Annotated in this window: 16 protein-coding genes and 1 pseudogene; 2 read left to right on the top strand and 15 right to left on the bottom strand. The window is 67.4% G+C overall.

Features of this window, described 5'->3' with window-relative positions; genetic code table 11:
* Nucleotides 1–8: 8 nt before the first annotated feature.
* Nucleotides 9–458 carry a DUF721 domain-containing protein gene (locus V3B48_RS17750; protein WP_005408086.1) on the top strand — a complete coding sequence of 150 codons (450 nt, stop codon included), beginning with the start codon at nucleotides 9–11 and terminating at the stop codon, nucleotides 456–458.
* 282 nt (nucleotides 459–740) lie between these two features.
* Here V3B48_RS17750 and lpxC read toward each other — a convergent pair whose 3' ends face one another.
* From lpxC to mraZ, 15 genes and pseudogenes are all read right to left on the bottom strand, one after another.
* On the bottom strand, nucleotides 741–1,652 hold the full coding sequence (gene lpxC, locus V3B48_RS17745) for a UDP-3-O-acyl-N-acetylglucosamine deacetylase (RefSeq protein WP_005408085.1): 912 nt from the start codon (nucleotides 1,650–1,652) through the stop codon (nucleotides 741–743).
* Between the two features lie 205 nt (nucleotides 1,653–1,857).
* Entirely contained in the window at nucleotides 1,858–3,093 is a 1,236-nt protein-coding gene (gene ftsZ / locus V3B48_RS17740; protein WP_043397963.1) for a cell division protein FtsZ, read from the bottom strand.
* A gap of 170 nt (nucleotides 3,094–3,263) precedes the next feature.
* The gene (gene ftsA, locus V3B48_RS17735; protein WP_005408083.1) at nucleotides 3,264–4,499 is read right to left on the bottom strand and encodes a cell division protein FtsA; all 1,236 of its coding nucleotides are present in this window, start codon (nucleotides 4,497–4,499) and stop codon (nucleotides 3,264–3,266) included.
* 71 nt (nucleotides 4,500–4,570) lie between these two features.
* Nucleotides 4,571–5,245, bottom strand: a pseudogene (locus tag V3B48_RS17730) (cell division protein FtsQ/DivIB); the annotation flags it as partial.
* A complete protein-coding gene (locus tag V3B48_RS17725) occupies nucleotides 5,242–6,204 on the bottom strand; it encodes a D-alanine--D-alanine ligase (protein WP_329894155.1) in 963 nt (320 codons plus the stop codon). The pseudogene V3B48_RS17730 and the gene V3B48_RS17725, both read right to left, overlap by 4 nt.
* Entirely contained in the window at nucleotides 6,201–7,637 is a 1,437-nt protein-coding gene (gene murC / locus V3B48_RS17720) for a UDP-N-acetylmuramate--L-alanine ligase (protein WP_012510048.1), read from the bottom strand. Before murC ends, V3B48_RS17725 begins: the two co-directional genes overlap by 4 nt.
* 40 nt (nucleotides 7,638–7,677) lie before the next feature.
* Complete coding sequence (gene murG, locus V3B48_RS17715) at nucleotides 7,678–8,766, bottom strand: undecaprenyldiphospho-muramoylpentapeptide beta-N-acetylglucosaminyltransferase (RefSeq protein ID WP_032128030.1); 1,089 nt, start codon at nucleotides 8,764–8,766, stop codon at nucleotides 7,678–7,680.
* The gene (gene ftsW, locus V3B48_RS17710; RefSeq protein ID WP_121504877.1) at nucleotides 8,763–10,085 is read right to left on the bottom strand and encodes a putative lipid II flippase FtsW; all 1,323 of its coding nucleotides are present in this window, start codon (nucleotides 10,083–10,085) and stop codon (nucleotides 8,763–8,765) included. Before ftsW ends, murG begins: the two co-directional genes overlap by 4 nt.
* A 1-nt stretch (nucleotide 10,086) precedes the next feature.
* Nucleotides 10,087–11,172: a phospho-N-acetylmuramoyl-pentapeptide-transferase gene (gene mraY, locus V3B48_RS17705; RefSeq protein ID WP_010481929.1), complete on the bottom strand. Its 1,086-nt coding sequence runs from the start codon at nucleotides 11,170–11,172 to the stop codon at nucleotides 10,087–10,089.
* Complete coding sequence (gene murF / locus V3B48_RS17700) at nucleotides 11,162–12,556, bottom strand: UDP-N-acetylmuramoyl-tripeptide--D-alanyl-D-alanine ligase (protein ID WP_121504876.1); 1,395 nt, start codon at nucleotides 12,554–12,556, stop codon at nucleotides 11,162–11,164. The genes mraY and murF overlap by 11 nt, the downstream gene beginning before the upstream one ends.
* Nucleotides 12,553–14,061 (bottom strand): UDP-N-acetylmuramoyl-L-alanyl-D-glutamate--2,6-diaminopimelate ligase, encoded by a 1,509-nt coding sequence (locus tag V3B48_RS17695; protein ID WP_049425024.1) that lies wholly within the window; start codon nucleotides 14,059–14,061, stop codon nucleotides 12,553–12,555. The genes murF and V3B48_RS17695 overlap by 4 nt, the downstream gene beginning before the upstream one ends.
* Nucleotides 14,058–15,902: a penicillin-binding protein 2 gene (locus V3B48_RS17690; protein WP_121504875.1), complete on the bottom strand. Its 1,845-nt coding sequence runs from the start codon at nucleotides 15,900–15,902 to the stop codon at nucleotides 14,058–14,060. Before V3B48_RS17690 ends, V3B48_RS17695 begins: the two co-directional genes overlap by 4 nt.
* The gene (gene ftsL / locus V3B48_RS17685; protein WP_005412242.1) at nucleotides 15,899–16,162 is read right to left on the bottom strand and encodes a cell division protein FtsL; all 264 of its coding nucleotides are present in this window, start codon (nucleotides 16,160–16,162) and stop codon (nucleotides 15,899–15,901) included. The genes V3B48_RS17690 and ftsL overlap by 4 nt, the downstream gene beginning before the upstream one ends.
* Nucleotides 16,159–17,127 carry a 16S rRNA (cytosine(1402)-N(4))-methyltransferase RsmH gene (rsmH, locus tag V3B48_RS17680; RefSeq protein ID WP_049425020.1) on the bottom strand — a complete coding sequence of 323 codons (969 nt, stop codon included), beginning with the start codon at nucleotides 17,125–17,127 and terminating at the stop codon, nucleotides 16,159–16,161. Before rsmH ends, ftsL begins: the two co-directional genes overlap by 4 nt.
* A 14-nt stretch (nucleotides 17,128–17,141) precedes the next feature.
* Nucleotides 17,142–17,588: a division/cell wall cluster transcriptional repressor MraZ gene (gene mraZ, locus V3B48_RS17675; protein ID WP_004143635.1), complete on the bottom strand. Its 447-nt coding sequence runs from the start codon at nucleotides 17,586–17,588 to the stop codon at nucleotides 17,142–17,144.
* A gap of 323 nt (nucleotides 17,589–17,911) precedes the next feature.
* On the opposite strand from mraZ, the gene V3B48_RS17670 reads away from it, so the two are divergent.
* The gene (locus tag V3B48_RS17670; RefSeq protein ID WP_125895339.1) at nucleotides 17,912–18,700 is read left to right on the top strand and encodes an NRDE family protein; all 789 of its coding nucleotides are present in this window, start codon (nucleotides 17,912–17,914) and stop codon (nucleotides 18,698–18,700) included.
* Nucleotides 18,701–18,887 lie beyond the last annotated feature (187 nt).

Genomic DNA, 18,887 nt, shown 5'->3' with positions numbered 1-18,887 from the left:
GAGTTTTCATGTCTGAGCCGAAATCCAGCGTTCGCCCCGCGTCAGTGCCGAAGCCGGCGCTGGATGCGGTGATGGCGGACAAAAGCGGGAACCCGCTGCGGCGTGCCTTGTGGCTCGACGCGCTGGACCGTCAGTTGCGCCCCCAGTTGCCGCCACCTCTGCGCAGCCGTTGCCGGCTGGCCAATGTGGACGGGGAACACCTCGTTTTTCTCGTCGAGTCCCCGGTCTGGCATGCCAAGTTGCGGCTTGCCGAAGCCCAGTTGCTCGACGCGGCCCGTTCCATCGGGCTGAAGGCCACCAGGGTGACCATCAAGACTGCGTCTCCCACTCCCACGCGCTCCCCAGCGCTCGACAACCGGAATGGACCCCACGCAGTTTCAGCCGCCACGCACAAAGGGCTACGCGACGCCTTGGCTTGCCTGCAGGACGTTCCTTCGAAGCCGAAGAAGCGGTCCTGACGACAACGGAGCATCCGGCTCCGCTCCCCGTCGCGCGTGTCACCACGGCGTGAAACATTTCGGGGGCCGGGTCGCATCCTAGCTGCCATCCGGGGGCCTGTCGTTAGATTGTTGTTAAAACTACGTTAAATTCAGGCTTCTGATCCAACAGGTTCACAAAACCGTGACCTCGAACCGGCCTTGACGCGCGTCAAGCATGCTGAATGCGCCGGACACGCCTGAAACGACAACGCCGCCCTGGACGGCGGCGCTTTTGTCTTTCAATTCAACGATCTACAGGAATCAGGCGTAGGCCGGAGTGGCATATTCCACCGGGTCCGGGGTGGCCGGCGAGTCGAAGCTGACCCATTCCCAGGCGGTGGCGTCGGCCATCAGCGCCCGCACCAGCTTGTTGTTGAGGGCATGACCGGACTTGAAGCCTTCGTAGGCACCCAGCACCTGGCCACCGGCCAGATAGAGGTCGCCGATCGCGTCGAGGATCTTGTGGCGCACGAATTCGTCGGCGTAGCGCAGGCCGTCTTCGTTGAGCACGCGGAACTCGTCCAGCACGATGGCGTTGTCCATCGAACCGCCCAGGCCCAGGTTGCGCTCGCGCATGTATTCCAGGTCGCGCATGAAACCGAAGGTGCGCGCGCGGGAGATTTCCTTGGTGTAGGCCAGCGTCGAGAACTCGATTTCCTGGCGTGACTGCTTGGCCGGGATCATCGGGTGATCGAACTGGATGGTGAAGCCCAGCTTGTAGCCCTCGTACGGGCTGAAGCGGGCCACCTTGTCGCCCTCGGTCACTTCCACGGTCTTCAGCACGCGGATGAAGCGCTTGGGCGCGTCCTGTTCCACGATGCCTGCCGACTGCAGCAGGAACACGAACGGGCCGGCCGAACCGTCCATGATCGGCAGCTCGGCCGAGGACAGTTCGACGATGATGTTGTCCACACCCAGGCCGGCCAGCGCCGACATCAGGTGTTCGACGGTCTGGATCTTGGCGTCGTTGCAGGTCAGGCCGGTGCACAGGGTCACTTCGGTGACCAGTTCGGCCTTGGCCGGCACTTCCACCACCGGGTCCAGGTCCACGCGACGGAACACGATCCCATGGTTGACCGGTGCCGGGCGCAGGGTCATGTAGACCTTGTCACCGCTGTGCAGGCCAACGCCGGTGGCGCGGATCGTGTTCTTGAGGGTGCGTTGCTGGATCATGGGGGATGGGCCGGAAGTGACACATTAGATTAACACGCGCCCTCCCCTACCCTGGCTGAAACGCCAGTGAAGGCTGCCGGCAGGACGCACCGGCACGCCGCGGGGACGCGCGTGAAGCAGGGCAGCCGGACCCATCCTGGCCCGGCGCCCGCGTTTTCAGGACATGGTGGCGCAACCCGGGGAGGACAAGCCCCGGGCGCCCCGCTTAGTCCGCCTGGCGGCGCAGGAACGCCGGGATGTCCAGGTAATCGTTCGGCAGTTCCGCCGCCGCCGGGGCCGAAGCGGCCGGGGCCGAGGGAGCGGAGGCTGCCGCGGTATCGCTGCTGGCGCGACGCAGGCCCAGACCCATGCCGCCCACGGCCTTGGACACGGCGTCGCCGCCGTTGTCGAAGTCACCGAATTCCGGCTGGCCGGTGGTGGCATTGCGGACCAGCTTGATCGGCGCACGCTCGCCCGGACGCTGGGTCTTGCTGGCCGACACGCGGTTCAGGCCGGTAGCGACCACGGTCACGCGCACTTCGTCCTGCATGTCCGGATCCAGCACGGTACCGACCACCACGGTGGCGTCCTCGGAAGCGAAGCCATCGATGGTGCGGCCGATCTCGTCGAACTCGGCCATGGTGAAGTCGGCGCCGGCGGTGATGTTGACCAGGATGCCGTTGGCACCGGCCAGGTTCACATCGTCCAGCAGCGGGTTCTGGATCGCGGCTTCGGCGGCGGCCTGGGCGCGGTCATCACCACGGGCGGTGCCGGTACCCATCATCGCCAGGCCCATTTCGGACATGACGGTGCGCACGTCGGCGAAGTCGACGTTGATCAGGCCCGGACGCACGATCAGGTCGGCGATGCCCTGCACGGCGCCCTGCAGCACGTCGTTGGCGGCACGGAAGGCCTGGATCATGGTCGCGTTGCGACCCAGCACGGTGATCAGCTTCTCGTTCGGGATGGTGATCAGCGAGTCGCAGTGCTGGCTCAGTTCCTCGATGCCCTTCAGCGCCACCTGCATGCGGCGACGGCCTTCGAACGGGAACGGCTTGGTGACCACGGCCACGGTCAGGATGCCCATTTCCTTGGCCAGCTGTGCCACCACCGGCGCAGCGCCGGTGCCGGTACCACCGCCCATGCCGGCGGTGATGAACACCATGTCCGCACCCTGCAGGGCGTCCATGATGCGCTCACGGTCTTCCAGCGCGGCCTGGCGGCCGACTTCCGGGTTCGCGCCTGCGCCCAGGCCCTTGGTCACGTTGGTACCCAGCTGCAGCTGCAGCTTGGCACCGCAATTCTTGATGGCCTGCGAGTCGGTGTTGGCGGTGATGAATTCCACGCCGTCCACCGCCGAGTTGACCATGTGCGCCACGGCATTGCCGCCGCCGCCGCCCACGCCAACCACCTTGATCACCGCATTGGGTGCCATCTTTTCGATCAGTTCAAAATGCGCCATGTCCGTGTCCTCGTTGTATCCGCTTTGGCTGGCATGGGCATTCGGGCGTCCTGCCGTCCTGCTGCATGCCGGCGTTGCGGCTGTGTGGGTTGTGTGTTGCCGGTGTTGCGTTGTGCTACGGGTACTGCGGGTGCTGCGCCCGGGCGATGCCCGGTGTTACGGGTTCCGCGTCAGAACTCGCCGCGGAACCAGGTCTTGAGTTTCTTGAACATGCTTCCAGCGCGCCCGGTCGGCAGCGACGGCCGCCGCGGGTGCTCGATCTGGCTGCCCATCAGCAGCAGGCCCACGCCGGTGGCATGCACCGGGTTGCCCACCACTTCGCCCAGGCCGGTGACGTGCTGCGGGATGCCCACGCGAACCGGCATCTGCAGCATTTCCTCGGCCAGTTCGACCACGCCTTCCATCTTCGAAGCGCCACCGGTCAGCACCATGCCGGCGCGTACCAGTTCCTCGAAGCCGGAGCGGCGCAGTTCGGCCTGCACCATCTCGAAGATTTCCTCGTAGCGGCCCTGCACGGCCTGCGCCAGCGAATGGCGCGGCATGCGGCGCGGCGGGCGGTCGCCCACCGACGGCACCTGGATGCTTTCCTCGGCGGTGGCCAGCTGGGCCAGGGCGCAGGCATAGCGCACCTTGATCTGCTCGGCCTCCGGGGTCGGCGTGCGCAGCATGTGCGCGATGTCATTGGTGACGTGGTCGCCGGCGATCGGCAGCGAAGCCGTGTGGCAGATCGCGCCCTGCACGAACACCGCGATATCGGTGGTGCCGGCGCCCATGTCGACCAGCACCACGCCCAGCTCGCGCTCGTCAGCGGTCAGCACCGCCACGCTGGAGGCCAGCGAGGACAGCACCAGGTCGTCCACCTGCAGGCCGCAGCGCTGGACGCATTTGCTGATGTTGGCCGCAGCCGACTGCGCGCACACCACCAGGTGGGCATGCACTTCCAGGCGCACGCCGGTCATGCCGACCGGGTTGCGGATGCCTTCCTGCGAATCGTCCAGGACGTACTCGCGCGGGATCGCGTGCAGGATCTTCTGGTCGGCCGGAATCGCCACGGCCTTGGCCGCATCGAGCACGCGATCCAGGTCGCCCCAGGTCACTTCGCCGTCGCGGATCGGCACGATGCCGGGCGAATTCTTGCACTGCACGTGGTTGCCGGAAATCGAGGCATACACCGAGCGGATCTCGCAGCCGGCCATCAGCTCGGCTTCTTCCACCGCGCGCTGAATCGACTGCACGGTCGATTCGATGTCCACCACCACGCCACGCTTGAGCCCGCGCGACTCGTGCGAGCCGATGCCGATCACTTCGATCGGATTGCCCGGCGAATACTCGCCCACCAGCGCCACCACCTTGGAGGTGCCGATGTCCAGGCCAACGATCAGCGATTTGTCACCCTTGCGATTCATGTCCTTTCCTGCGTCCTGCTGGCTGGGGTCGCCGGCGTTTTCGCCGGCGTGGCCGGGGTACCCCAGCTCAGCGTGAAACCATTGGTGTAACGGAGATCGGCGCGCTCGATCGGCGCGTCCTGACGGTTGAGCTGCGGCAGCACCTTGACGAAGCGCTGCATGCGCGAGCGCGCGTCGTCGCGGCCGACCACCACTTCGGTACCGTTGCTCAGCACCAGCGACCAGCTGCCGCGCGCATCCATCGTCACCCGGCGCACGTCGACGCCGGCCGGTGCGAACAATGCACGCGAGTCGCTGTACAGCTTCATCACTTCTTCGGTCTGGCTGTCGGGGCCGTCCAGTTCGGGCAGCGCCAGATCGGCCAGCTTCTTCGGCGTGGGGAACAGCTTGCCCTGCTCGGAAACCAGGCGGTCGTTGCCCCAGCGCGCGAACGGCTTGTGCTCGACCAGGGTCACTTCCAGCACGTCCGGCCACTGCTTGCGCACCTGCGCGCTTTCCACCCACGGCAGCTGCTCCAGTGCGTCCTGCGCGTCCTGCAGCTTGACCGCGAAGAAGCCCGCGTGCGCGTACGGCAGCAGCACCTGCTGCAACTGCTCGGCCGGCACCCGCTTGAACTCACCATGCACGCGCAGCTTCGCCAGCGGCCAGCGCTCGGCGCCGACCCAGCCATTGACCACGGCCACCACCGGCAGTGCAACCACCGACAGCGCCAACAGCCAGACGAAGATGCGCAGCACCGCGTTCATGCGTGCGAGGCCTCCAGGGTCTGTTCCAGCACGCGCCACACCAGCTCTTCGAAGCTGATGCCGGCCTGGCCTGCGGCCTTGGGCACCAGCGAATGGCTGGTCATGCCCGGCGCGGTGTTCACTTCCAGCAGGAAGAAGCGGCCGCTGCTGCGATCGCGCATCACGTCCACGCGGCCCCAGCCACGGCAGCCAGCGGCACGGAACGCGGCCAGCGCGATGCGGCGGATTTCCTCTTCGTCGTCACCGTCCAGGCCTGGGCACAGGTACTGGGTGTCCTCGGCGATGTACTTGGCGTTGTAGTCGTACCACTGGCCCTTGGGCACGATTCGGATCGACGGCAGCGCGACATCGCCGAGGATGGCCACGGTCAGTTCGTCGCCCACCACCATCTGTTCCATCAGCAGCTGGCCGTCGTAGCGCGCGGCGAGCGCCACGGCTTCATCGAGGCCGGCGTCATCGGTGACCCGGCTGATACCCACGCTGGAGCCTTCGTTGGCCGGCTTCACCACCACCGGCAGGCCGAGTTCGGCGGCATTGGCGTGCACGTCCTCGGCAGTGACCTTGCGGTACTGCGGGGTGGGCAGGCCCAGCGACAGCCACACCTGCTTGGTGCGGATCTTGTCCATGCTCAGCGCCGAGCCCAGCACGTTCGAGCCGGTGTACGGCACGCCGAAGGCATCCATCAGGCCCTGCACGATGCCGTCCTCACCGCCACCGTTGTGGCCATGCAGGATGTTGAACACGCGATCGATGCCACCGGCGGCGAGCGCCTTGGCCAGCGCCGGAATGCCATCCACCGCGAACGCATCGACGCCGCGCGACTGCAGCGCTTCCAGTACGTTGCGGCCGGAGTCCAGCGACACCTCGCGTTCGCTGGAGCTGCCGCCGAGCAGCACGGCGACGCGGCCGAACACGGCCGGGTCGGTCACGCGCAGCGGCGGGAAGGTCAGCGCGCTCACGCCTCGCCCTCCCCCTTGAAGCCTTCCACCGCGATATGGGTGGCCACGGCACCGATGTCGCCGGCACCCATCATCAGCAGCAGGTCACCGTCCTGCAGCACGTCCGGCAGCACGCTGGCCAGCTCGGCGGCCTTGCCCACCACCACCGGCTCGCTGCGGCCACGCGCACGGATGGCGCGGGCCAACGCATGCGAATCGGCACCGGCAATCGGTTCCTCGCCGGCCGGGTAGACCTCGCTCAGCACCAGTGCATCGACGCTGGACAGCACCGCGGCGAACTTGTCGAACTGGTCGCGGGTACGGCTGTAGCGGTGCGGCTGGAAGGCCACCACCAGTCGCTTGTCGGCCCAGCCACCACGGGCGGCGGCGAACACCGCTTCCAGCTCGCTCGGGTGATGACCGTAGTCGTCGATGATGCGGACCTTGGCGCCGCTGGCGGTGGTCACTTCGCCCAGATCGTTGAAGCGACGGCCGACACCGGCGAAGCCTTCCAGTGCGCGCGCGATCGCGTCCGGTGCCACGCCCAGCTGCCAGCCCACCGCAGCGGCGGCCAGCGCGTTGAGTACGTTGTGCTTGCCCGGCAGCGCCAGCACCACTTCCTGGCTGGTGCCCTGCGGCAGGCGCAGGGTGAAGCGCATGCGCGAGCCTTCCTGCACCACGTTCTCGGCGCGCACGTCGGCCTGCGGGCTCATGCCGTAGCTCATCACGTGGCGCGGGGTCTTGGCAGCCAGAGCCGCGACTTCTGGATCGTCGATGCACAGCACCGCCAGGCCGTAGAACGGCAGGCGCTGCAGGAACTCGGCGAACGCCGCCTGCACGCGGGCAAAGTCGTTGCCGTAGTTCTCCAGGTGATCGGCGTCAATGTTGGTGATGATCGACATCAGCGGGTTCAGGCGCAGGAAGCTGCCATCGCTTTCGTCGGCCTCGGCCACCAGCCACTGCCCACCGCCCAGCTTGGCGTTGGCACCGGCAGCCAGCAGCTGGCCACCGATCACGAACGTCGGGTCCAGGCCACCTTCGCTCAGCACCGCAGCGGTGAGGCTGGTGGTGGTGGTCTTGCCATGGGTACCGGCCACCGCGATGCCGCGGCGGAAGCGCATCAGCTCGGCCAGCATCGCCGCACGCGGCATGATCGGAATGCGCTGGCTGCGCGCTTCCATCAGTTCCGGGTTGTCTTCGCGGATGGCGCTGGAGACCACCACGCAGTCGGTGCCCAGCACGTTGGCTGCGGAGTGACCGCGCATGATGCGCGCACCCAGGCTGGCCAGGCGACGGGTCGCCACGTTGTCGGCATTGTCCGAGCCGGACACCTCATAGCCCAGCGTCAGCATCACTTCGGCGATACCGCTCATGCCGGTGCCGCCGATGCCGACGAAATGCACGCGCGGGAACGCGCGCACGAGGTCGTTGGTGTCGTGCAGGCGACGGATCATGCGCGGCCTCGCGCAGGGCAGGCGCGGTGGCATGCCTTCTTCATACAGCTTCCTCAAGAATGATATCGGCGATGCGCTCGGCGGCATCGACCTTGGCCAGGGCACGCGCGGCTTGCGCCATCTGCATGCGGCGGGCGGGATTTTCGGACAGATCGCGCAGCAGTGCGGCAATGCCGTCGGCCAGCGTTCCGTCCTGCTTCAGCAAAACCGCCGCGCCGCGCTCGACCAGGTACTCCGCATTGCGGGTCTGGTGATCGTCGACGGCAGCGGGGAAAGGCACCAGCACGCTGCCGACACCCACCGCACACAGCTCGGCCAATGTCGAGGCGCCCGCGCGACACACCACCAGGTCCGCCCAGGCAAAGGCCTCGGCCATGTCGGCGATGAACGGCGTGATTTCTGCCTGCACGCCGGCCTTGGCATACGCCTCGACCGCTTCGGCATGCATCTTCTCGCCGCTCTGGTGGCGCACCTGCACCGGAACCCCGGTACCCAGTGCGGCGATCGCCTGCGGCACGCCGGTGTTGAGTGCGCGCGCGCCCTGGCTGCCGCCCACCACCAGCACGCGCAGCGGGCCATGACGGTCGGCGAAGCGTTGTTCCGGTGGTGCGATGGCGGCGATCTCCGCACGTACCGGGTTGCCGACGAACTCCTCGCCCTTGGCGAAGGTGCCCGGGAAGCCGGTCAGCAGCCGGCGCGCATAGCGCGACAGGATGCGGTTGGTCATGCCGGGAGCGCGATTCTGTTCGTGCACCAGCAGCGGCAGGCCATGCAGGCGTGTGGCCATGCCCCCCGGGCCGGACGCGAAACCACCGAAGGCGACCACCGCACGCGGCTGGCGCTTGCGGATGATCATGCCGGCCGCGCGCAGCGCGCGCATCAGCCGCCACGGCGCGCCCAGCAGGGCCAGCTTGCCTTTGCCGCGCAGGCCGGTGATGGCCAGCGTGTCGATCGGAATGTCGTGCTGCGGCACCAGGCGGGTTTCCATCGCACCATCGGCGCCCATCCAGGTGACCGGTACGCCGCGGGCGCGCAGCACGCGGGCCACGGCCAGACCGGGGAAGATGTGACCGCCGGTTCCACCGGCCAGGATCATCACCGGGCGCACGTTATCGGTGGCTGCGCTCATGACAGCCTCCCAAAGGTCGGTTCGATGCGCGACTGCAGGCGGCTGGTACCGCGTGCGGCGTTCGCTGCAGCGGCAGCCGTCGGCTCGGCGCTCATCGGCACGCTGACCGCAGCCGGTGCGGCCGGCGCGTCCACGGGTGCATCGGCCACGGCCTCGTCGCCACCGCCGATGCGCACGGCCTGGCGACGCTCGGCGCGCTTGAGTTCATAGGAGACGCGCAACAGCAGGCCCATCGCCACGCAGGTCATCAGCACCGACGAACCGCCGGAGGAGATCAGCGGCAGGGTCAGGCCCTTGGTCGGCAGGATGCCCAGGTTCACGCCGATCGAGACGAAGGTCTGCATGCTGATCCACAGGCCGATGCCGAAGGCGATGTAGCCGGAGAAGTGGCGCTTCATTTCCACGCAGCGCATGCCCAGCCAGAACGTGCGGCCGACCAGCAGCGCGTACAGGGCCACGATCACGCAGGTGCCGAGGAAGCCGAACTCCTCCGCGGTGACCGAGAAGATGAAGTCGGTATGTGCTTCCGGCAGGTAGTACAGCTTCTGCACCGAGTTGCCCAGGCCGACGCCGGTCCACTCGCCGCGGCCCACGGCCATCAGCGCGTTGGACAGCTGGTAGCCGTCGCCCTGCTGGTCGGCCCACGGGTCGAGGAAGGAGGTGATGCGGCGCATGCGGTACGGCTCGATGATCGCCAGCGCGCTCATGCCGACCAGGCCGATGATCACCGGCATCGACATGCGCGGCATGTTCACACCGCCCAGCACCAGCATGCCGGCGGTGATCGCCAGCAGCAGGGTCGAGGAACCGAAGTCCGGCTGCAGCAGCAGCAACAGCACCAGCGCACCGGCCACGCCCAGTGGCTTGAGCATCGCCGGCCAGGTCGCGTTGACCTCGTCGCGGAAGCGCACCAGGTAGCTGGACAGCCAGACGATATAGAGCACCTTCACCGCTTCCACCGTCTGGAACTTGGAGATGCCCAGATTGATCCAGCGGCGTGCGCCGTTGACCGTGCTGCCCAGGCCCGGTGCGAACACCGCCAGCAGCAGCACGAAGCAGCCCAGCAGCAGCATCTGGTTGTACTGCTCGATGGACTTCAGTTCAGTGCGGGCGGCAACGACCGCCAGCACGATACCCACCGCCAGGAAGATCAGGTGGCGGTTGAGGTAGTAGAACGGGCTGCTCATCAGAGCGATCGAGCTGGACGCCACCATCACCACGCCGATGCCCGTGAGCGCGATGATCGCGCCCAGCAGCCACTTGTCGTAGCTGCCTTCGATGGCCTCAAGGCGTGTTGCCTGGCGGGACAGGTCGTTCATCTCAGCGCACCTTCAACGTGGCCAGGCCGATCAGCACGAGCACGACGGAGATGATCCAGAAGCGCACGATCACGCGCGGCTCCGGCCAGCCCTTCAGTTCGAAGTGGTGGTGGATCGGCGCCATGCGGAACACGCGCTTGCCGGTCAGCTTGAACGAGGCGACCTGGATCATCACCGACAGCGTTTCGATGACGAACACGCCGCCCATGATCACCAGCACCAGCTCCTGGCGGGTGATCACTGCGATCGTACCCAGCACCGCACCCAGCGCCAGCGCGCCGATGTCGCCCATGAACACCATGGCCGGATAGGTGTTGAACCACAGGAACCCCAGGCCCGCACCGGCGATGGCCGCGCAGATGATGACCAGCTCGCCGGCGCCCGGGATCTGCGGGATCTGCAGGTAGTTGGCAAACACCACGTTGCCCGAGGCGTAGGCGAACACGCCCAGTGCGCAGGCCACCAGCACGGTCGGCATGATCGCCAGGCCGTCCAGGCCGTCGGTCAGGTTCACCGCGTTGGAGAAGCCGACGATCCAGAAGTAGGCGATGGCCACGAATCCGATGCCGGCCAGCGGCAGCGCGATCGACTTGAACATCGGGATGTAGAAGGTCAGCGCTGCCGGCACGTCGGCCGTGTAGAACAGGAACAGGCCCGCGGCCAGGCCGAAGATCGACTGCAGCAGGTACTTCCAGCGCGACTTCAGGCCGTTCGGGTCGCGGCGGACGATCTTGATCCAGTCGTCATACCAGCCGATGGCGCCGAAGCACAGCATCACCGCCAGCACCAGCCACACGTAGCGGTTGCGCAGGTCGGCCCACATCAGCACCGACAGGGTGATGGTGAGCAGGATCAGCGAACCGCCCATGGTCGGCGTACCGGCCTTGGAGAAATGGGTCTGCGGACCGTCCTTGCGGATCGGCTGGCCGCCCTTGAACTGGGCAAGCTTGCGGATCATCGCCGGGCCGAGCCACAGCGACAGGAACAGGGCCGTCAACGCGGCAAGGATGGCGCGGAACGTCTGGTAGTTGAACAGCCCGAACAGGCTCTCCAACTGCTGCAACCATCGAGCCAGTTCATACAACATGCGGGGATTCCTCTCCTTGCGCCAGCAGCGCTTTGACAATCGTGTCCATGGCGCTGCCACGGGAACCCTTGACCAGGCAGCGCACGCCGGCGTGCAGCTCGTCCTTCAGCGCCTGCGACAGCGCGTCATGGGTGGCGAAATGACGGCCGCCTTCACCGAAGGCGGTGGCGGCAGCGGCGCTGAGCGGGCCCAGCGCATACAGGCGCTTGAGGCCAGCAGCGCGCGCGCGGAGCCCTGCCTGCGCGTGCAGCGCTTCGGCGTCCGGACCCAGCTCGCGCATGTCGCCCAGCACCAGCCAGCCCTCTTCCGGCGCGGCGGCCAGGGCATCGATGGCCGCAGCCAGCGAACCCGGGTTGGCGTTGTAGCTGTCATCCACCAGCACCGCGCCATTGCGCAGCTGATGGGCGATCTGGCGACCCGGCACCGGCTGCGCTTCGGCCAGGCCGGCGGCAATCAGCGCCAGATCGACACCAGCCGCCAGCGCCAGGCTGGCAGCGGCCAGCGCATTGCTGACGTTGTGGCGACCCGGCAGGCCCAGCACCACGCGGGCTTCGCCGCCCGGTGCGACCAGGGTGAACTGGCTGCCCTGCGCGCCGGCGCGGATGTCGCGCGCGGTGATGTCCGCGGTGTGCTCCAGGCCATAGCGCAACACACGGCTGCGCGGCGGGGTGCCGACGAAGTGCTGTTCGAACCAGCGGCCGTAGGCATCGTCGACGTTGATCACCGCCACGCCATCGGCCGGCAGCGCGGCATAGATCGCGCCCTTGGTCACTGCCACGCCGAGCAGGCTGCCCATGCGTTCCAGGTGCGCCGGGGCGATGTTGTTGACCAGCGCATAGCGCGGGCGGGCGATGTCGGTCAGGTAGGCGATGTCACCCGGCTTGCCCGCGCCCATCTCGTAGACAGCGTAGTCGGCATCTTCGGGAGCATCGATCACTGCCAGCGGCAGGCCGATCTCGTTGTTGCGGTTGCCCGGGTTGGCGTAGACCACCTTGTGCGCATGACGGGCCACCTGCTGCAGGATCGACAGCAGCAGGCTCTTCACACTGGTCTTGCCGTTGCTGCCGGTGATCGCGAACACCTCGGTATCACGGTCACGCTGCATGCCGGTGGCGATCTTCGCCAGCGCCAGTTCGCTGTCGGCCACCAGCACCTGCGGCAGTTCGATCGGCAGCAGGCGCTCGACCAGCAGCGCGCTGGCACCGCGCGCCTGCGCGTCGGCGGCAAAGTCATGGCCATCGAAACGCTCGCCGCGCAGCGCCACATACAGGCTGCCCGGGCCGAGGCTGCGGGTGTCATTGCTGACCGCATCGATGGCCACGTCGTCGCCGTGGATCTCGCCGCCGGCCCAGTGTGCGATCAGCGAAAGCAGAGTGCGCTTCATGCGATGCCCTCCCCGGCCTGCGCGCTGAGCACACCGGCCTTGGCGGCCAACGCAGCGGCGGCCACTTCGGTGTCGTCGAAGTCATGGCGCACGCCATTCACTTCCTGGTACGGCTCGTGGCCCTTGCCAGCGATCAGGATGATGTCGCCGGCACCGGCACGCTTCACCGCCAGGCCGATCGCACGCGCGCGGCTGCGCTGCACGGTCACGGCGGAGGCATCGGTGAAGCCGGCCAGGATGTCGGCTACGATCACGTCGCCATCTTCGCCACGCGGATTGTCGTCGGTGACGATGACCTGGTTGGCCAAGCGCTCGGCGATCGCGGCCATCTGCGGGCGCTTGCCGGTATCACGCTCGCCACCGCAGCCGAACACGCAGAACAGCGTGCCCTGCAGGTGGCCGTGCAGGCTGTCCAGCGCCTGTTCCAGTGCGTCCGGGGTATGCGCGTAATCGACCACCACGGTCGGCAGGCCGTCTTCGCCGCCCAGGCGGTTCATGCGGCCACGGATCGGCTGCAGCGCCGACAACACCTCGGCAATGCGCGGCAGCGGCTGACCCTGCGCGTGCAGGGTGCCGGCCACGGCCAGCAGGTTGTCCACGTTGAAGCGGCCCAGCAGCGGCGACTGCACCGCCGCGCGCTGGCCGTCGATGACCAGTTCGAAGGCAATGCCACGGCCGTCCAGCTGCAGCGCCTCGGCGCGCACGCTGGCATCGGTGGCACCGCGCGAGCTCAGGCCGATCGGTTGCACGCCCGCCGGGAGGCCGGCGAACAGCTGGCGACCGAACGCGTCGTCAAGATTGATCACCGCGGCCTTCAGTCCCGGGCGATGGAACAGCCGTGCCTTGGCCGCGCCGTAGCTGGCCATGTCGCCGTGGTAGTCCAGATGGTCGCGGGTGAGATTGGTAAACACCGCCACGTCGTAGTGCACCGCATCCACGCGGCCCTGGTCCAGCGCGTGCGAGCTGACTTCCATCGCCACCGCGCGCGCACCGGCATCACGCAGCTGCGCCAGCAGCGCATGCATCTGCAGCACCAGCGGCGTAGTGAAACCGGTCGGCTCAACCGAACCATAAAGTCCGGCGCCCAACGTGCCGATACTGCCACTGGGCGTTCCGAGCAGGTGCCAGGCCTGGGCCAGCAGCTGCACGGTGGAGGTCTTGCCGTTGGTGCCGGTCACGCCCACCATCGCCATCGCCCGCGACGGCGCGCCATGGAACTGGTCGGCCATCGCACCCATGCGCGCGCGCAGGCCCGGCACAGCGATCGCATCGTCCGGTGCCGGCAGTTCGACCGGTGCCGGCGGTTCGAACAGGATGGCGCCAGCGCCGGCCGCACGGGCCTGCTCGACAAAGCCCAGGCCATGCGCGCCGAAACCGGCGATGGCGACGAAGGCATTGCCGGGGCGCACGGCGCGGCTGTCCAGCACCAGGCCGGTCAGAACGGGATCGTGGCCCGCCAGGGCCACATCCGGAAGCAACTGCGAAAGCAACATCGAAGGACTCATTGCGTGCCTCCCGTAGCGGGCGGCGTCTGGGCTTGCGCGCTGGGCAGCGCAGCGTCGAATTCAGCGGCGGCATCCACCGGCAGCGCGGCCTCGGCCGGCGGCGCGGGCAGGATCGAGGCCGAGTGACCGACCTTGCCGGACTGCTGTGCGGCCAGCCACGACTGCAGGTCGTCCAGCGGCACGTCCATCAGGCGCAGGGTGCCTTCCATCACGTTGTGGTAGACCGGCGCCGACACCAAGCCGCCGTAGAACTTGCCGGCCTGCGGGTCGTTGATGACGATGACGGTCGCGAAGCGCGGATTGGTGGCCGGCACCACGCCGGCGAACAGCGCGTTGTAATGGCCACGCTCGTAACCACCCGGGCCGGCCTTGCGCGCGGTACCGGTCTTGCCGGCCACGCGGTAACCCAGCACCGCCGCCTGCTTGGCGCCGCCCTGGGTGACCACTGTTTCCATCATCGCCACCACCTGCTTGGCGACGTTCTCGTCGATGATCTGCTGGCCTTCGTTGCGCTGGCCCTTGACGAAGGTCGGCGCGATCAACTTGCCACCATTGGCCAACGCCGAATAGGCAGTAGCGATCTGCAGAGGGGTGACGTTCAGGCCGTAGCCGTAGGACATGGTGGTCTTGGTGGTGCCTGACCAGCGCGCCGGGCGCAGCACGACGCCGCCGGATTCACCCGGGAAACCGCTGTGCGGCACCGAGCCGTAGCCGAAGCGGCGCACGCCGTCGTAGAACACCTGGTCCGGCATCTTTGCCGCGACCTTGGCCGCGCCCACGTTCGAACTGCGGGTGATCACGCCGGTCACGTTCAGCACGCCGTTGTTGCGCGGCACGTCGCGGATGGTGAAGCGGCCCAGGGTCATGTAACCCGGGTTGGTATCGATGATGGTGTCCTTGGTCACCGCACCGGCCTGCAGCGCGGTGGCGATGGTCAACGGCTTCATCGTCGAACCCGGCTCGACCAGGTCGGTCACTGCACGGTTACGGCGCGCATCGGGCAGCGCGCCGGTCAGCGAATTCGGGTTGTAGGTCGGCAGGTTGACCATGGCCAGGATCTCGCCGGTGGTCACGTCCATGATCACCATCGAACCGCCGGCCGCCTTGTTGGCCACCAGCGCGTTGCGCAGTTCCTTGAACGCCAGGTACTGGATGCGGCGGTCGATGCTGAGGGTCAGGTCCTTGCCCGGTTCGGCGGCGCGCAGCAGATCGCTTTCGACGGTCTCGCCCTTGCGGTTGCGGATCACCCGCTTGGCACCGGCCTTGCCGCGCAGCCATTCGTCGAACGCCAGCTCCAGGCCTTCCTGGCCGCGGTCGTCGATGTTGGTGAAGCCCAGCACGTGCGCCATCGCCTCACCCTGCGGGTAGAAGCGGCGGAACTCGCGCTGCGCGGCCACGCCCGGGATCTTCAGCGCGACCACCTTCTCTGCCTCGTCCGGATTGATCCGGCGGCGCAGGTACATGAATTCCTTGTCCGACTTCTGCGACAGGCGGCTGCTCAGTTCATCCACCGACATGCCGACCGCCTGGGCCAGCTCAGGGATGCGCTCAGGCGAACGCAGCAGGTCCTGCGGGTTGACCCAGATCGAAGCGACCGGGGTCGACACCGCCAGCGGCTCGCCGTTGCGGTCGGTGATCATGCCGCGCGAGGTTTTGATCGGCAGCTCGCGCAGGTAGCGGGCCTCGCCCTGGCGCTGGTAGAAGTCGCTGTTGATGATCTGCACGTAGGCGGCGCGACCGACCAGCGACACCGAGCACAGGCCGAGCGCCAGCGCGACCCAGCGCAGGCGCTGGCGCAGGTTGAAGGCGTTGCGGGGGCGGTTGCGGCCGGTCTTGCTCATGGGCGCACCACCACGATGTCGGCGGCCTCGGGGAACTTCATGCCGAGCTTCTCGCGGGCGATGCGATCGACACGGTTGGCTTCGGCCAGGGTGGCCTGTTCCAGCTGCAGGCGGCCGAATTCCAGATTGATGTCATCGCGCTTGCGCTCAGCGCGCGACAGCTCGATGAACGTCTGCCGGTGACGGTGACGCACGAACACGACGCCGATCGCCGAGGCCACGGTCGAGGCCAACAGGATGATCAGCAGCAGCCGGCTCATGCATCAGCCTCCCGCTTCTGGGCCACGCGCAGCACGGCGCTGCGGGCACGCGGGTTGGCCGCCAGTTCTTCGTCGGTGGCCTTGATGGCACCGCCGATCAGATCCAGCGTCGGTACGAACACCTCCGCCTCGGGCAGGCGGCGGTTGGCCGGCGGCGCCTTGGCCAGGCGGTTCATGTACTGCTTGACGATGCGGTCTTCCAGCGAGTGGAAGCTGATGATCGCCAGGCGGCCGCCGGGCTTCAGCCGTTCCACGGCCGCATCAAGCCCGGCTTCCAGGTCGGCCAGCTCGCGGTTGATGTGGATGCGGATGGCCTGGAAGCTGCGCGTGGCCGGGTGGATCTTGTCTTTTCCGCGCGGCATCACCGAGGCGATCAACTCGGCCAGTTCGGCTGTACGGGAGAACGGCTGCTTCTCGCGGCGGGCCACGATGGCGCGCGCGATACGGCGGCTCTGGCGCTCTTCGCCGTAGGTCCACAGCACATCGGCAATCTCGCGCTCTTCAACGCGGTTGATCCATTGTGCGGCGCTTTCACCGTTGTCCGGATCCATGCGCATGTCCAGCGGGCCGTCCTTGCCGAAGCTGAAGCCACGTTCGGCCACGTCCAGCTGCGGCGACGACACGCCCAGGTCGAACAGGACGCCGTCCAAGCCTTCAGCCGTCGCATCCCACTGCAGCAGCTGGGCGAAGCTGCCACGGAAGATGGACACGCGCGGGTCCGGCGCGAAATCGCGCTCGGCTACGGCGATGGCTTCCGGATCCTTGTCCATGACCAGCAGGCGCCCCTCGGGACCGAGCTGGGTGAGCACGCCACGTGCATGACCGCCACGACCGAACGTGCCATCCAGATAACGTCCGTTTTCGATCACCCTCAGGCCTTCAAGGACCTGGGTGTACAGGACCGGCAGGTGCACCGCCGGCGACTGCGACACCGGAAGGTGACCGGCCTGCGCTTCTGGGCGCATCCGGGCACCCCGGCTCACAACTTCAGGTCGAGCAACCCATCACCCAGATCCTCGTCAGACAATGTCTGCTGGATCAGGGCCCGATGCGCCTGCTCGCTCCACAATTCGAACTTGTCGCCCATACCGAGCAATACCGCCTTCTTCTCAATGCCCACCGCACCGCGGTGGCTGGCGGGGATGCTGATGCGACCGTTGCCGTCCAGCTCAAGATGGGCGGCCGAGCCGACCAGCTTCTGCTGCAACAGGCGCACGACGCGCTGGGTGTTGGGCTTGGACATCACGTCGTCGCGGACCCGCTCCCATTCCGACTCTGCATACAGCCACAGGCAGCCGGCTTCGAACGGGTTGTAGGTCAGCACGAGACGGTTGTTGCTGGCGCGCGCGACGAGGTCGCGGTAAGCGGTGGGAACCGCCATGCGCCCTTTATCGTCAACTGTGATGGCCGTCTCGCCCTGGAACACGACGCGTGCACCTATCCTTCGCCCGGTGAAACATTGAACCACGAAAACCCACAAAACACCCGGATTTCCCTCTGATGCCCACCTTAGCAGCGGCCGAAGGGTTGTCAACAACTTTTCAGCGGGGAAATCGCCAGCCACATCAATGGCTTGCAACAACCTTTAGAGAATTGTTCAAGGCTTATCCACAAGTTGCTGATCCGTCTCAATTTTTGAGATTGAACGGAAGTTCAGGGCTGTGGACAGCGCGTGAAACATCGGCCGCGCATTCATCCAAAACGGGCCGGAAGCGGCGCCAGACTGCGCAAACCGTGCACAATGAGGCCATGTGCCTGCTCGCTCTTGGCTGGATGCACCACCCGCGCTGGCGGCTGGTGATGACCGGCAACCGTGATGAGTTCCACGCCCGCCCGACGGCGGCGCTGGCCCCCTGGCAAGATGAGACCTCCGTCATCGGGGGGCGCGACCTGCGCTCCGGCGGCGGCTGGGCGGGCGTCGGTGCCGCAGGCCGGATGGCGGTGGTCACCAATGTGCGTGATCCGCTGGCCTCCCAGACCGGTCCTTCACGGGGCGCGCTGGTGGCCGACTTCCTGCGCGGCCGCGACCCGGCCGCCGTGCATATCGACCGACTGGCAACCGTGGCCGGCGCCTATGCGCCGTTCAACCTGTTGCTGGCCGACGGCCACAGCCTGGAGTTCCTGGGCAACCACCCCGCCGAGCGGCAGCGCCTGGGCCCGGGCGTGCATGGCATGTCCAACGGTGCGCTGGACGCGCCCTGGCCGAAGACCCGGCGGCTGATGGCGGCCCTTGAAGCCTGGCTGCAGGAAGACCGAGTCAGATCCCTTTCGCAAAGCGAAAAGGATCTGACCCCGGACCTGACCCCGCTCTGGGCCGCCCTGGCCGACGAACATCGCCCCGCCGACAGCGACCTGCCCGACACCGGCATCGGCCTGGAACGCGAGCGCTGGCTGAGCCCCGCCTTCATCCGCGGCGACGACTACGGCACCCGCGCCAGCACCGTGCTGCTGATCGACGCCGACGGCCACGGCCAGATCCACGAGCGCCGCTTTGGCCCACAGGGCGCAGCCAACGGACAGAGTCACGTCATTTTCTGACCGGGTCGTGCCGGCCGCTGGCCGGAATCTCTCTCCAGCAGGGGTATTGCCTACCGTTGGCCGGAATCTCTTTCCAGCAGGGTAGTGCCGGCCGCTGGCCGGCAACCTCCGGATCTTCGGGCAGGCCACGCCGCTGCCCGCCCCCCGCCCGCCCCCCCCGTCACGGCGAGCCAACGCTGGCCCCGGC

It is taken from the genome of Stenotrophomonas sp. SMYL20 (genome assembly GCF_036320045.1).
Lineage (GTDB): Bacteria > Pseudomonadota > Gammaproteobacteria > Xanthomonadales > Xanthomonadaceae > Stenotrophomonas > Stenotrophomonas maltophilia_A.
The sequence above is the reverse complement of the archived record's forward strand: the minus strand, read 5'-3'. Positions and strand labels throughout refer to the sequence as shown.